The sequence below is a fragment of the Micromonospora sp. NPDC049559 genome (assembly GCF_040676675.1).
Classification (GTDB): domain Bacteria; phylum Actinomycetota; class Actinomycetes; order Mycobacteriales; family Micromonosporaceae; genus JBFAPK01.
Genome location: NZ_JBFAPK010000015.1, coordinates 1 through 13,558, shown reverse-complemented (window position 1 = coordinate 13,558; position 13,558 = coordinate 1). Strand labels below are relative to the sequence as shown.

Genomic DNA, 13,558 nt, shown 5'->3' with positions numbered 1-13,558 from the left:
TCAGAGCCGGGATTCCACCCGGAAAAGGTGGGGCACCACGGGGTCCCACCCGCGCCCCACTCATGATCCAGGGGATATAGCCAATTGGCTATATCCCCTCGGTACTGCTGGTGCGCCGCCAGGGACTCGAACCCCGAACCCGCGGATTAAGAGTCCGCTGCTCTGCCAGTTGAGCTAGCGGCGCTCGCTGACAACGGGGAGAACCTTAACACGCGTCCCGAGGGGACCTCCAATCAGATCCCCCCGGCCACCCGGCCGCGCCCCCGCCCGTGCATATCCCCCTGGAAGGGGCAAATACCCTAATAAGCCTCAGCCGGCCAGAGGCGGGCATAAAATTTCCGCGTCGTCGGGCACCATGGGCAGCAGGACGCGAGCGAACCGAGGTGGGGATGGGCAAGGTCACGCGCGGCTGGGCGATGGTTGCTGTCCTGGCGACGATCACGCCGCTGGCTCTGACGGGCTGCACGGCGCACGGATCGCGGCTGATCAGCATCGAGACGACAACCGGTCCGAACCCGAGCGCGCCGGCCGTACCGCTCGCGCTCGCCCTCTCTCCGGCGTCCGGCGCCACGAGGCAGCCGGTCAGCACCGAGATCGGTACGAGGGTCACCGGCGGCAGGGTCACCGACGTGACGGTGACGGCCGACGGCGGTACGAAGATCGCCGGCGCCCTGCGCGAGGACGGCTCCTCCTGGGTTCCCGCGGCCCCGCTCAAGTACTCGAAGAGCTACACGGCCACGGTCACCGCCACCGGGCCGACCGGCGCGGTGACGACCGGCAAGACCACGTTCACCACGATGGCCAAGCCCCGCTCCGTGATCGGCTCCGGGCTCTACCTCTTCGACGACCGAACGTACGGGGTGGCGATGCCGGTGGTCGTGGAGTTCACGCCGGGCATCCCGAAGAAGGACCGCGCGGCGGTGCAGAAGCGGATGTTCGTGCAGACCGATCCGCCACAGCCGGGCGCCTGGCACTGGGTGAGCAACGGCACGCAGGCCTGGTACCGCGCCCCGGAGTACTGGCAGCCGGGGACCAGGCTGACGGTACGGATCGGCCTGGAGGGTATTCCGCTGAGCAACGGGCGGTACGGCAACGTCGACCGGAAGGCGACCGCCAAGATCGGCAGCAAGTTCGAGATGAAGGTCGACAACAAGACCAAGAAGATGTCGGTCTACGACAACGGCGTACTGGTCAAGACGATGCCGGTGAGCCTCGGCAAAAAGAGCACCCCGTCGTCCAGCGGGCACATGGTCGTGATGGACAAGAAGGAAAAGACGGTCTTCGACACCCGGGACGATCCCAATCCGGCGAACCGTTACGTCACTCCGATCGATTTCGCCCAGCGCCTGACCTGGGGCGGCGAGTACATCCACGCGGCCCCCTGGTCGGTCGGCTCGCAGGGTCGTACCAACGTCTCGCACGGCTGCGTCAACGTCTCGACCGCGAACGCCCGGTGGCTCTTCGGCAAGACCAAGGTCGGCGACCCGGTGACGGTGAGCGGCACCGAGCGGAAGCTGGAGCCGGGCAACGGCTGGACGGCCTGGGACCTGACCTGGGAAGAGTTCGTCAAGGGCAGCGCCCTGCCGGTGACCGCCGCCGCCGCGGCCCCGGCGCCACCGGGCGGCACCGCGACCCCGTCCCCGGCCGGGACACCCACGGCCACCCCGGCCGGCTGAGACCCCGCCGCCGCCCGCCGCCCGCCGATCCCGCCGCCCACCGCCCGCCGGGACCGGACACCCGGCGGGACCGGGGACGGGCGGGACCGGGGGCCGGTCGCCGGGCGGCTGGGGACAGGCTCCGGCGTACGGGTGGCAGAATCGTCGAAGGCAAGTCGAATCGATAGACGATAAGCGTCAATTATCCGATTTATCCGCAGGTTGCACCCGGTGTTTCTTCACACGCGGGACAACGGAGGCTTGCCGCCGTGCGTCTTTTAGGGACGATGGGCCATGGGTACCAGGTCGGGGGGACCAGGACTGTGAGGGAATCATGCGAGCTGACAGAAATGCGCTGATGCCGGGTGCCCACGGCAGGTGGCGGGCCGGCGCGCGGTTGCTCGTACCGGCGGTGCTCGCCGGCGCGCTCGCGCTCAGCGGCTGCAGCAAGGGCGGTGACGGGCCCGCCTGGCAGGGCGGCCGGCCGACACCGACCGCCAAGGCGAGCGCGACGATCACCACTCCGGCGGCCGACGCGAAGGACGTACCCGCCTCGACCGAGATCGTCTTCACCACCAAGGACGCCACGAACAGCACCGTCGAGCTCAAGGACGCCTCCGGCAAGGCCGTCGAGGGCACCCTGAGCAAGGACGGCAAGAGCTGGCTGCCGAACGGCGCGTTGAAGTACGGCACGACCTACACCGCGACCGTGAACGTCACCGACAGCGACGGCAAGACCGCGACGGCGACCAACACCTTCACCACCATGGCCAAGCCCTCCAACGTGAACCGGGCGACGAGCTTCCTCGGTGACGGCGCGGTGGTCGGCGTCGGGATGCCGCTGATCGTCAAGTTCAACAAGGCGGTCCCCCAGGACTACCGCGACGACGTGCAACGGCGACTCACGGTGAAGTCGGACCCGCCCCAGGAGGGCGGCTGGCGCTGGATCAGCCCCACCGAGGTGCACTTCCGGCCCAAGGTCTTCTGGAAGGCCAACAGCAAGATCTCGTACCGGATGCAGCTCGGCGGCCTGCCGATGGGCAACAACGTGTACGGCTCCTCGGACGTCACGGTCGATATCAAGACCGGCTCGGCGTTCATCATGTCGGTCGACAACAAGACCAAGCAGATGACCGTCACGAAGGACGGGCAGGTCATCAAGACCCTGCCGGTCAGCCTCGGCAAGCCGAGCACCCCGTCCTCCAGCGGCACCACCGTGGTGATGGAGAAGTTCAAGAAGACGACCTTCGACACCCGCGACGACCCCGACCCGGCGAACCGGTACGTCACCGACATCGACTGGGCCCAGCGGCTGACCTACGGTGGCGAGTTCATCCACGCCGCGCCCTGGTCCGAGGGGAAGCAGGGCCGGGAGAACGTCTCGCACGGCTGCGTGAACGTCTCCGAGGCGATGGGCGAGTGGCTGTTCAACCAGACCAGGATCGGCGACCCGATCACGGTCAAGAACACCGAGCGCAAGCTCCAGAACGGCAACGGCTGGACCGACTGGAACATGAGCTGGGACGAGTTCATCAAGGGCAGCGCGATCCCGTACGAGGAGCCCTCGGACGAGTCGTCCGGCGATCCGACTCCCGCCACCACCCCCTGACGCCAGCACCATCGGGACGGGCCGGCCAGGACTCCTGGCCGGCCCGTTCTCGCGTACCCGATCCGCCCGCTCAGCGGCTGCGGGCGGTGATGTCGCCGTGGGAGGTGGTGGCGCGGATGTCGAGCTCCGCGGTGCCGTCGTTCTTGAGGGCGTTGCTGATCCGGCCGTGGTCGGTGCCGGCGTCCAGGGCGGCCGAGACGCCGGCGGCGGCGACGATCGAGATGTCGCCGGACTGGGTACGGAGCACGACCTCGCCGCGCACGGCCTCGCCGATCCGGATGTCGCCCCGTGCGGTGCTGATCTCCGCGGGGCCGGTGAGCCGGCCGACCTCGACGTCGCCGTCGACGGCGGTGAGGCGGACGCTCTCGGCCTCGTCAATTTTGATCTGGCGGTACGCGCCCTCGAAGGCGACGTCGCCGAGGCGGCCGACGCCACGGAGTTCGGAGCTGGCGGCCCTGCCCTCGATCCGCGAACCGGCGGGCAGCTGAACGGTGACCTCCAGGGATCCGGAGGGGCCGAAGACCGAGTTCTTCGGCCCGGGGGTGTGGATCCGCAGGACGCCGTCGGCGTAGGAGACGGTGGTCTGCTCGGCGGCCTGGACGTCGCGGCTCTTGGTGGGACTGGCGGGCAGTACCTCGACGGTGGTGTCGGAGCGGTCCGCGGCGATGAACTGGACGCGCCCGGCGGGGATGTCCAGGACGGCGGAGATCGGGGCGGGGGTATCGAACTTCTGCATCGTGCTCTCCCGTGTTCGCTTCTTGTTTCCGATACGAGAAACGCTACGTTGCTTTCCATACTTCGGCAACTAGCATGTTGCATAGAATCAGTATTGGTGCAGGTGGAGAGCGGAAAAATGTTGCAACGACCATGAAGGGAACGCAACGACAATCGCCCGAGCGTTGCAATGGATGAGAGCTGAACGCTATGGTGGGGATCCTGGACCAGCACGACGGACCATCAAGGAGATCGCGATGCCGGGAGGCAGACTCACCCAGCAGGAACGCCAGCAGATCGCGCTGGGGCTGGCCGACAGCCTCCCGTACGCGGAGATCGCCCGGCGTCTCGACCGTCCGACCTCGACGATCACCCGTGAGGTGATGCGCAACGGCGGCCCCGCCGCCTACCGCGCCGACCTGGCCCACCGCGCCACCGAACGCCGCGCCCACCGGCGCCGGCCCGCCTCCTCGCGAAGGCCGGAGTCGGCCGCCCAGTCGGACGGGCGCCACACCGAGGCCGTGGCCGAGTACGAGGAGACGCTCACCACCGTCCTGATGGCCTCGGGCCTGCCCAAGATGGCGGCCCGGGTGGTGACCTGCCTGTTCACCACCGACGCGGGCAGCGTCACCGCGTCCCAACTCGCCCAGCGCCTCCAGGTCAGCCCGGCGTCCATCTCCAAGGCGATCGCCTTCCTGGAGGGCCAGAGCCTCGTCCGCCGGGAGCGCGACGAACGCCGCCGCGACCGCTACCTCGTCGACGACGAACTCTTCTACCAGGCGACGATCGCGAGCGCCCGATCCAACGACCAGCTCGTCGCAACCGCGCGCGAAGGCGTCGCCATCCTCGGCCCCGGCACCCCCGCCGCGACCCGCCTGGAGAACATCGCCCGCTTCCTCGACTTCATCAGCGAGAGCATCGTCCGCGCCGCCGAACAGGCCCGCGAAGTGCTCCACACAAAACCCGCGGCAGCCTCGACCGGCACGGCCCAGGCAGGTCCGGGCCGTGGATAGCCGACCGTCGCGGTCGCCGCGGGCAGGAGGACGAAGCCTGCCGCGTTCTCGGGGAAGCCCAGGGTGCCGCTCCCCCATCGGGCCCCTAAAACGATCAAGGCCCCCTCGGAAGAGGGGGCCTACCTGCGAAGCAGGAGATCAAAACCTGGGGTGACTGATGGGATTTGAACCCACGACACCCGGGACCACAACCCGGTGCTCTGCCAACTGAGCTACAGCCACCATGCCGACCACGTCCGGAAGTCGACCTCTGTCGGAAGTCGCCCCTGCGCGGTGCGCCGACCAATGATAGCGGCATCCCCGGCCGCCGCGTCGAGTGGGTATCGGCGACCGGCCGGGGCCTCCGCTCAGAGCTGGGCGGCGATGGCCTTCGCGGTGTCGACGTCCGGGCCCGGCAACGGTACGAAGACCGTGCGCCGGTAGTACTCCAGCTCCCGGATGCTCTCCCGCACGTCCGAGAGGGCCCGGTGGGCGAGCCCCTTGGTGGGCTGGCCGAAGTAGACCCGGGGGTACCAGCGCCGGCACAGCTCCTTGATCGACGAGACGTCGATCATGCGGTAGTGCAGGTGGGCGTCGAGCCGGGGCATGTCGCGGGCCAGAAAGCCACGGTCCGTGGCGATCGAGTTGCCGCAGAGCGGGGCGCTGCGGGGATCCTTCACGTAGCTGGTGACGTAGTCGAGGATCCGGTCCTCGGCCTCGGCCAGGCTGACCGCCGAGCGGCGTACCTCTTCGGTCAGTCCGGACCGTTCGTGCATCGCTCGGACGATCTCGGGCATTCCGGCCAGGACTTCGTCGTCGGCGTGGATGACGACATCCACGCCGTCACCGAGTACGTTGAGATCCGGGTCGGTGACGAGCGCGGCGACCTCGATCAGGGCATCCTTGCCAAGATCGAGACCGGTCATCTCACAGTCGACCCAGACGAGAAGATCAGCCACCGGAACAGACTACGCGCAGCCCAGCAGCCCGCGCCTCAGCACAGTGGGCAGAACCGACCGCTAGGGTTTCCCCGTGCCAGCCGATCCCGCCGCACCACCGATCGCCGCCGACGATGATGATCCCGGTGGTCGTCCGGCCCGTCGGCTCGTCGGCGTCATCGTCCTGATCGCCGCGGTTCCCGTCCTGTACCTCCTCGCCAGCCCGCACAACTTCTTCGACCTGCGCATCTACATGAGCGCCATGCGGTGGTGGGCGGACGGCAACCCGCTCTACGACTACGTACAGCCGGACCGGGTGCAGGGTGAGCTGTACTTCACGTACCCGCCCTTCGCGGCGCTGCTGCTGCGGCCGTTCGCCGGGCTGCCCGTCGGCCTCACCATCGCGATCTTCACGATCCTGACCATCGCCGGGGCGGTGGTGACCACCTGGTGGCTGGTGACGCCGGTGGCCGTCCGCCACAACATCCCCCGCTGGTTCGCGCTCGGCGTGGCGGTACCGCTGGTCTTCGCGGCCGAGAGCACCCGGGAGACGATCACCTTCGGCCAGATCAACATGGTCCTGGTGGTCCTGATCCTGGCGGACCTGCTCTTCGCCGTACCCCGGGGGTCGCGCTGGGCCGGGGTCGGCATCGGGCTGGCCACGGCGATCAAGCTCTACCCGGGCATCTTCATCGTGTACCTGCTCGCGGCCCGGCGGTGGCGGGAGGCGGCCACGGCCAGCGCCACGGCCGCCCTCGCCACGCTGCTGGCCGCCGCGCTGGCCCCGGGCGACTCCTGGCGGTTCTTCACCCACGAGCTGTGGGCGACCGACCGGGTCGGCCGCACCGACTACACCGGCAACCAGTCGCTCTTCGGCATGCTGAGCCGCTTCTGCGCACCCGAGAAGCCGGACCGGGTCCTCTGGCTCGCCCTGGTCGCGGTCGTCGCCGCGTACGGGCTGTGGCGCGCCGCCCGCGCGGCCCGGGCCGGGGACCAGCTCTCCGGCCTGACGCTGACCGGCCTGGTCGGCTCGCTGGCCAGCCCGATCACCTGGACGCACCACGTGTACTGGTTCATCCCGGCCGTACTGGTGCTGGTCGACGCCGGCCTGCGCACACCCGTAACGTCGCGGATCCCGAGCCCTCGGGCGGGCGAGCTGGGGCCCCGGCGCCGGCGGGCACTGCTGATCCTGGCCGCGGCGGTCTACGCCTGCGTGGCGTACGGGGTGGTGTCGTTCCACGACTGGGGCGTGGCGCCGGAGCGGACCAACTCGCCCGTCGAGTTCGTGCTGCGCAACATGTACGTGCTGCTGGCGCTCCTGCTGCTGGTCGTGCTGCCGGTCGGGCACCGGGTGCTGCCGGCCGGCCGGACCGCCCCGACTGTCCGGGCGAGGGGCTGACTGTCCCCTACTCGCCAAAGTTGCACCAAATGGACAGAACTATGTCGTCCGCGCCGATACCACTAATCTAGGGCTAACGCGCACTAAGCGTCCCTTGGTACACCGATCCCCCGGTGAGAGTGGCCCTCCGTGTCGGCAGCACGGAGGGCCACTCGCCGCTCCACCCGGCGCTGCGGGTGACCCGGGGAGCGCCGGGCGGCCGGAGCCGACCGCGTACGTCCCGACGGCGACCGGACCGGCAACGCGATCACCCTGCCCTCGCCGGAGGCGCTGCCACCCCAACCGCCGTCCTCGCCGGAAGCGCCGGGCTCCCCGGAGCCGCCGGCCTCTCCGGGGCACGACGACGGGAGCGCGCGCCGATCCGCCTCGGCCGGCCCACCGAGCGGCTGCACCCCGATCCGGGCCGCCAGCAGCGGCACCTGGCTCGGCTCGACCACGAAGACCACCTCGCGGGGGCGCATCCGGCCGGGCCACGCCAGCGCCGCGATCCCGAGCGCCACCAGGACAGCACCGACCGCCAGCAGCGCCCAGGGCGGCGGGTCGAACCGGTCGAGCGGCAGTTCGGCCCGTACGGCCGCCAACCCCAGCGGACCGCCGAGCAGCAGGGCCGGCAATCCGATCGTGAGCAGCACTGTTCCGGCGATGGCTCGCACGAACCGCATCCGCGTCCTCTCCTCCGTGGCTCGGTGTCCCGCCGACCGACCCTACAGAGCGAACCCCGACGAATCCGGACTTTCTCCCAGAAACAGTCCCGTCCCCGAAGGCCGGTCCATTGGTGGGGTAAGTGACAGTCGAATCTCTCAGTTGAGTGGGTACGCTCTCACTTATGAGCGACGACAAGACGATCGCGGCCCGGCTCTCCCGATGGGTGACCGGCCTTCGCTTCGACGACCTCCCCGCCGAGGTGGTCGAACGCACCAAGCAGCTGATCCTCGACCAGGTCGGCGTGCAACTGCTGGGTACGACCCTGCCGAACGTGCAGCCGATTCGGCGCGTGGTCGCGCCCGGCCCCGCCGAGAGCACGGTGACCGGTGGCGGCGTGACCAGCGCCGCGCAGGCCGCGTACGTCAACGGCGCGCTCGGGCACAGCGGCGAGTACGACGACGCCCACCCAACCGCCTGGCACACCGGGTCGGCGGTGGTGCCCGCAGCGCTCGCCCTCGCCGAACGCGACAGCGTCGACGGCCGCGAGGTGATCACCGCCGTGGCGGCGGGCGTCCAGGTCATGGGCGTGCTCGGCGCCGTGACCACCGGCGGCATGGTCGCCGCCGGCTGGCACGGTTCCAAGGTGCTGGGCGTCTTCGGCGCCGCGGCCGCCGCCGGTCGGGTGCTCGGTCTGACCGCCGACGAGCTGCGCGAGGCGTTCGGGATCGCCGGCAGTGACGCCTCCGGGACCATGGAGTACGACCGCGGCGGCGGCGAGGTGAAGCGGCTGCATGCCGGATCGGCGGCGCGCGCCGGCGTCGAGGCGGCACAGCTCGCCCGCCTCGGGCTGACCGGACCGGCCACCATATTCGAGGGTGACCGGGGCGTGTTCCGCCTCTTCGCGCGGACCGAGGCACCGGTCCCGGAGCCCGCGTGGGCGCACTGGCAGATCCTCGACACGATCTTCCGCTTCTATCCGATGGTGGGCACGGTGCACGCGCCCCTCGACGCCGTACGCCATCTGCGCGAAACCCGGGGCATCACGCCGGAACGGATCCGTCGAATCCGGGTCGGGCTCGTCGATTTCGCGGTCGGGCACGGCGCGGGGATCACCCGCCCCACCGACGCGATCTCCGCACAGTTCAGCCTCGCGTTCGGCGTCGGCCTGCAATTCGTCACCGGCGCGAACGCGCCCGCCGACTACTTCGACCCGTCCCGGTGGCACGCCCCCGAGATCCTCGCGATCGGCGACCTGGTGCAGCCGTATCCGATGCCGATTCCCGCCGGCGACCCGGTATTCAGCGCGCGCGTCGACGTCGAGCTTTCGGGCGGTGGCACGGTCGGCCACTATCAAGCCGGATTCCGTGGCCACCCCACCCACCCGGCCAGCGCGGCGGAGATCGAAGAGAAGTTCCGCGCCAACGTGGCCGGGATCCTCGCCCCGGGCGACGAGCGCGCCGTGGTCGAGGCCGTGGCAGGGCTCGACCTGCGCGACGACGTCCGCGGCCTCACGGCCCTGTTGCGGCGGTGACGGATGCTACGCCGTGATGCCCAGGCCAACCGCGTTCGACTGCTCGACGCGGCCGAACGTGTCTTCGCCGAACACGGGACCGATGCCAGCATGGAGGAGATCGCCCGGACCGCCGACATCGCCCCCGCCACCCTCTACCGGCGCTTCGGTACCAAACAGGCACTGGTGCGAGAGGTACTGGCCACGTTCTTCGGTCGCCTGGTCGATCTGGCCGACCAGGCGCTCGCCGAGCCGCCGGACCGGTGCCTGGACCGCTGCGTCGAGTTGGTCGGGTACGAGCTGGCGGCCCGGCGGGGCTTCATGCACGGCATGTGGGGCGAGTTGGCGCCCCGCGAACTCGTCGCGGAACTCGAGCACCGGATCGCGCGGCTCCTCGCCCGGGCGCAGGCCGGAGGCGGCATCGACCCGCACGTCACGGTCGGCGACATCGCAGCCCTGGTGTGGGCGTTGCGCGGGATCATCCAAACCAGCGAACACGTCGCCCCCGGCGCCTGGCGGCGGCATGCGGCGTACGCGCTGGCCGGGTTCCGGGCGGGGACCCCGCAGGACACCAACCCGCTTACCCCGGAGCAGGTCGCGCGCAGCGTGGCGTCCTGACGAGCCACGGAGACATGGGATACGCCGGTGCGGCGCGGCCTCGTCGAGGGCCTCGTCGAGGGCCTCGTCGAGCCGAGTGTCCGACGCACAGAACGGCACCGGCCCGCCGGAGACGTGCTCCGGCGGGCCAGGGCGAAAGGGCGGCAGGGGTCCGCGCCGTACTCGAAGGCGAGTGCGGCGAGGCCGGCGCGTCAGGCCGCCGGCGGGGCGCTCCTGCGGCGGGCGGTGACGAACGCCAGCCCGCCCAGTGCGAGCCCGGCCAGGCCCGCCACCAGGCCGGCCGTGCCGAGCCCGATCGCGAGCCCGCTGCCCTCCCCGTCCTCGTCGTCGTCGGCGTCGTCGTCACCGACCCGGGCCACCGCCACGCCCGGGCTCGGCGCGTTCGCCCCCGGCTCGGCCGCCGGGGTGAGCTTCAGCACCGGCGCCGGGTGCTCCGGCTCCTCGGCACCGGCCGCCACCGGCTCGTCGATCCAGCGCACGATGTTGCCGTCCGAGTAGGTCTGCAGCGTCTTGAAGACCATCTGGTCGACCTGCGGCAGCGGCCCCAGCGAGACCCCGAACTCCTGGAACTGCTCCGGCTTGATCGCCGCGTCGCCGGTCGCCGTCCAGGTGATCTTCGACACCGCCTCGGTGACCGCGCTCCCGTGCACCTGGATCGGTGGGTCGACCTTGCGCTTCTCCACGCTGACCGTCCAGCCCGGCACCGGCATCGTGGAGACCGACGCCACCGGAGCGTTCTCCGGCAGGTTGACCTCCACCTTCGTGGTCGACGCGGTGTCGCTCTCGGTCGGTACCCGGAACGCGACGCGGCCGTAGCCACCCTGCGTCGCGTCCTTGGGGTTGACCGTGACGTGCGCGGACGCCGGAGCGGCGAGACCGAGCACGCCGAACGTGAGCGCGCCGAGCGCGAGCGACGCCGCGCTGATGGCGGTACGCCGATGACGGGACATGGAAGGACCTTCCTCTACTTGACGGGTACGGTGGCGGTCACCGTGGCCTGGTCGATCTCGGTGGTACGGAGGGTGAAGCGCAGCTCCCAGTCGCCCGCCGTCGGCAGCGTGACCGAGCCGTACGCGTGGTCGTCGGTGAGCTGCAACAGCGCCATGTCGATCGGCTCGATCCCCTTGGCCGGCAGCGCCGCGGTCGCCTTCCACTCCAGCACCGGCAGCGGCTTGTTGTCTGGCGAGAGCGCGTACAGGTGGACGTCGTTGTTGCCCGTCTGGGCGGGGTCGATCTCGACCTGGAGCGCGTAGAGCGAGCTGGTCAGGGTCGCGGAGTAGTAGCCGGGGGCGGCCGCCTCGGAGTTCGCCGCCGCGGTACGGGCCGGGGTGGTCTGCACCAGCGTCGCCGAGAGTGCCAGCACCACCGCGGTGATCACCAGCTCGACCAGGACCGAGCGGCGCAGCCGGCGGGCCGTACCGGTCATGCCCTCGTCCGGCACCGCGGCGTCGCCGCCGGGACGGGTCTCGACCGCGACGCCGCCGGCCGGGGTGGCGTCGGCCGTGCCGCCCGCCGCCGCGAGGACGCTCGCGCCGGTCCCCGTCGACGCGGCGGTCACCGCGTCGCCGGCCCGCGCCGCCGGTTCGTCGTCCTCGGCCGCCTCGGCCGCGCCGTCGCCGGCCGCGATCTCCTCGGTTCCGGCCGCGTCATCACCGGTCGTGCCGGTCCCGGCCGCGTCGGCCAGCGCGCGGCGCAGCACCAGCCGCCGGGAGTACGCCGCCGCGAGCAGCACCAGGGTCAGCAGCGCGATCTTGGCAAGGACCAGCCGGCCGTAGGTCGTCTCGATCAGGGCTGCCGGCGTGCCGATCTCGATCAGCAGCTGCACCAGCCCGGCGAGCACCAGCGCCGAAACCGCCGCGGTCGCCCAGCGGGACCAGACCGGCAGGATCGCCCCGAGTTCCCGCGTGTTGGCCTGCCGCAACAGGTACGCCGCGAGCATCAGCAGGCCGCCCAGCCAGACCGCCATGCTGGCCAGGTGGACGCCGTCGACGACCACCGACACGGCCGGGATCGGCGACGCGCTCGGGTGTCCGGCCAGCGGCCAGGTGACCAGGCCCACCACGCCGAGGATCACCAGCAGGGCGTGGTCGACCCGACCGGACCGGCCGGCCAGCAGCGGACGCAGCAGGATGGCGGCGGCCACGAGCACGCCCAGCCGGATCAGGTGCGCCGCGCCGAACGGGCTGCCCAGTACGTCCCCGAGCTGGTCGGCGCTCACCGCGAAGAGCCCGCCGCCGGTGGTGTATGGCACCTGCAGCCAGATCCCCGCGAGCGTGGCGAACGCCACGAGTCCGGCCCCGGCCCAGACCAGCCGGCCCGGCCCGGTACGGGACAGCCGCCGCGGCCAGAGCAGGCTCAGCACCAGCACCGGGCCGATCAGCAGGACCAGCCCGGCGTAGCCGAGGTACTTCGCCACCGGTACGGCGACCGAGACGCTCCGGTTCACCGAGGTCTCGCCGCCGTCGTCGGTGGGGGCGGCGCTCCGGTTGCCGTACGAGTACGTGAACCCCCCCGAGACGGGGTGGCTGTCGGCGGAGATGACCCGGTAGCTGACCAGGTACGTCCCCCGCGGCCCGCCCTGGTCGAGCGGGATGGTCACGGTCGCCCCGTCGAACTTCGGCTCGCCCCGGTCGGCCCGCGCGCCGTCCGGGCCGACCACCCGGATCTTGTCCGGCACCTGGCGGACCGACTCGCTGAAGGTGAGCACGATCTGGGCGGGGGCGCTGGTGAGCACGGCGTCGGCGGGCGGCGTGCTGCCGACCAGCACGGCGTGCGCGCTGGCCGGACCGGCCGGCCCGAGCAGCAGGGCCAGGGCCGGGACGAGGAGTACGACGGTCGCGGCGAGACGAGCCAACCATCGCGGTTTCGCGGCAATCATGTCCGCAATGCTCGCCGAACGACCCCCGTAGGCGCGACTTCTCGAATCTCGTAGCACGTCACGGAGTACAAGTCGGTTCGCGCCCCGGAAAAGTTCCCGACGTGTCCGGACGTTCGGGAAAATCGCCGAGGCGGACCCGAAGCGGGCCGGCCGGGATGCACGCCACCGCCGACGGAGAGTTCCCTCGGCGGGGGACAAAGCACGCGGCCGAGCCCGGCCACCATCGGGGGGCGGTACCGTGACTCGACGTGATTGCTACTCAGCGTGACGATCTGGTCGCGCCCGGCGGCGGCCGTGACGAGGTACTCGATGACGTCCGTCACGCCCGGCGGGGGGACGACTGCCGCCCGCGCCGCCTGGCCCGGCGGCCCATGCCGCCCGGGCGGGCGTGCGGTGCGTCACGTTCGCGCTGACCCGGGCCCCCGGCCTGCGGGAACACCCGGCCCGGTCGACTCGACCCCCGCGTCCGCCACCACCCCCGCCGCGGGGGGGGGGGGGGGGTGGGGGGACGTGTTAATCGTACATAAAAAGTGATCTGAGAATATATTACTAGTTGGCGCGCCCGCGGGGGCGGGGCGGTTGGTGACGTAGGTGTGCGCG

Annotated in this window: 11 protein-coding genes, 2 tRNA genes and 1 pseudogene; 7 read left to right on the top strand and 7 right to left on the bottom strand. The window is 71.1% G+C overall.

Translation table 11 applies throughout. The annotated features are described in order from the left end of the window. Window positions 1-108 precede the first annotated feature (108 nt). Window positions 109-184, bottom strand: a tRNA-Lys gene (locus tag AB0J86_RS17940). Window positions 185-389: 205 nt separating this feature from the next. On the opposite strand from AB0J86_RS17940, the gene AB0J86_RS17935 reads away from it, so the two are divergent. Both AB0J86_RS17935 and AB0J86_RS17930 read left to right on the top strand, forming a co-directional pair. Continuing rightward, window positions 390-1,676, top strand: coding sequence for an Ig-like domain-containing protein (locus tag AB0J86_RS17935; protein WP_363858331.1), 1,287 nt, complete (start codon window positions 390-392; stop codon window positions 1,674-1,676). Window positions 1,677-1,989: 313 nt separating this feature from the next. Continuing rightward, window positions 1,990-3,264: an Ig-like domain-containing protein gene (locus AB0J86_RS17930; RefSeq protein WP_363858329.1), complete on the top strand. Its 1,275-nt coding sequence runs from the start codon at window positions 1,990-1,992 to the stop codon at window positions 3,262-3,264. Window positions 3,265-3,334: 70 nt separating this feature from the next. On the opposite strand, the gene AB0J86_RS17925 is transcribed toward AB0J86_RS17930, so the two are convergent. Further along, a complete protein-coding gene (locus tag AB0J86_RS17925) occupies window positions 3,335-4,000 on the bottom strand; it encodes a DUF4097 family beta strand repeat-containing protein (RefSeq protein ID WP_363858327.1) in 666 nt (221 codons plus the stop codon). 172 nt (window positions 4,001-4,172) lie between these two features. On the opposite strand from AB0J86_RS17925, the pseudogene AB0J86_RS17920 reads away from it, so the two are divergent. Together AB0J86_RS17920 and AB0J86_RS17915 are read left to right on the top strand one after the other, a co-directional pair. Beyond that, window positions 4,173-4,442, top strand: a pseudogene (locus AB0J86_RS17920) (helix-turn-helix domain-containing protein); the annotation flags it as partial. A gap of 93 nt (window positions 4,443-4,535) precedes the next feature. Next, the gene (locus AB0J86_RS17915) at window positions 4,536-4,991 is read left to right on the top strand and encodes a MarR family transcriptional regulator (RefSeq protein WP_363858561.1); all 456 of its coding nucleotides are present in this window, start codon (window positions 4,536-4,538) and stop codon (window positions 4,989-4,991) included. Between the two features lie 146 nt (window positions 4,992-5,137). Here the strand turns inward: AB0J86_RS17915 and AB0J86_RS17910 are convergent. Next, window positions 5,138-5,213 (bottom strand) — tRNA-His (locus tag AB0J86_RS17910). A 125-nt stretch (window positions 5,214-5,338) separates the two neighbouring features. After that, window positions 5,339-5,929, bottom strand: a complete 591-nt coding sequence (gene orn / locus AB0J86_RS17905) for an oligoribonuclease (protein ID WP_363858325.1) — start codon at window positions 5,927-5,929, stop codon at window positions 5,339-5,341. A gap of 73 nt (window positions 5,930-6,002) precedes the next feature. On the opposite strand from orn, the gene AB0J86_RS17900 reads away from it, so the two are divergent. Next, entirely contained in the window at window positions 6,003-7,307 is a 1,305-nt protein-coding gene (locus tag AB0J86_RS17900; protein ID WP_363858323.1) for a glycosyltransferase 87 family protein, read from the top strand. Window positions 7,308-7,390: 83 nt separating this feature from the next. On the opposite strand, the gene AB0J86_RS17895 is transcribed toward AB0J86_RS17900, so the two are convergent. Continuing rightward, complete coding sequence (locus AB0J86_RS17895) at window positions 7,391-7,969, bottom strand: hypothetical protein (RefSeq protein WP_363858321.1); 579 nt, start codon at window positions 7,967-7,969, stop codon at window positions 7,391-7,393. 164 nt (window positions 7,970-8,133) lie between these two features. Between AB0J86_RS17895 and AB0J86_RS17890 the strand changes: the two genes are divergently transcribed. Beyond that, window positions 8,134-9,483, top strand: coding sequence for an MmgE/PrpD family protein (locus AB0J86_RS17890; RefSeq protein ID WP_363858319.1), 1,350 nt, complete (start codon window positions 8,134-8,136; stop codon window positions 9,481-9,483). Window positions 9,484-9,486: 3 nt separating this feature from the next. Continuing rightward, entirely contained in the window at window positions 9,487-10,080 is a 594-nt protein-coding gene (locus AB0J86_RS17885; protein ID WP_363858317.1) for a helix-turn-helix domain-containing protein, read from the top strand. A 191-nt stretch (window positions 10,081-10,271) separates the two neighbouring features. On the opposite strand, the gene AB0J86_RS17880 is transcribed toward AB0J86_RS17885, so the two are convergent. Both AB0J86_RS17880 and AB0J86_RS17875 read right to left on the bottom strand, forming a co-directional pair. Then, window positions 10,272-11,030, bottom strand: a complete 759-nt coding sequence (locus AB0J86_RS17880) for a YcnI family protein (protein WP_363858315.1) — start codon at window positions 11,028-11,030, stop codon at window positions 10,272-10,274. A gap of 14 nt (window positions 11,031-11,044) precedes the next feature. Next, window positions 11,045-12,958 (bottom strand): copper resistance protein CopC, encoded by a 1,914-nt coding sequence (locus AB0J86_RS17875; protein ID WP_363858313.1) that lies wholly within the window; start codon window positions 12,956-12,958, stop codon window positions 11,045-11,047. Window positions 12,959-13,558 lie beyond the last annotated feature (600 nt).

Bases quoted from the DNA above. Each gene is read 5' to 3' on its own strand.
- AB0J86_RS17915 (WP_363858561.1), top strand. From the start codon at position 4,536: ATGGCCTCGGGCCTGCCCAAGATGGCGGCCCGGGTGGTGACCTGCCTG.
- AB0J86_RS17885 (WP_363858317.1), top strand. From the start codon at position 9,487: ATGCTACGCCGTGATGCCCAGGCCAACCGCGTTCGACTGCTCGACGCG.
- AB0J86_RS17875 (WP_363858313.1), bottom strand. From the start codon at position 12,958: ATGATTGCCGCGAAACCGCGATGGTTGGCTCGTCTCGCCGCGACCGTC.
- AB0J86_RS17930 (WP_363858329.1), top strand. From the start codon at position 1,990: ATGCGAGCTGACAGAAATGCGCTGATGCCGGGTGCCCACGGCAGGTGG.
- AB0J86_RS17890 (WP_363858319.1), top strand. From the start codon at position 8,134: ATGAGCGACGACAAGACGATCGCGGCCCGGCTCTCCCGATGGGTGACC.
- AB0J86_RS17935 (WP_363858331.1), top strand. From the start codon at position 390: ATGGGCAAGGTCACGCGCGGCTGGGCGATGGTTGCTGTCCTGGCGACG.
- AB0J86_RS17925 (WP_363858327.1), bottom strand. From the start codon at position 4,000: ATGCAGAAGTTCGATACCCCCGCCCCGATCTCCGCCGTCCTGGACATC.
- AB0J86_RS17895 (WP_363858321.1), bottom strand. From the start codon at position 7,969: ATGCGGTTCGTGCGAGCCATCGCCGGAACAGTGCTGCTCACGATCGGA.
- AB0J86_RS17880 (WP_363858315.1), bottom strand. From the start codon at position 11,030: ATGTCCCGTCATCGGCGTACCGCCATCAGCGCGGCGTCGCTCGCGCTC.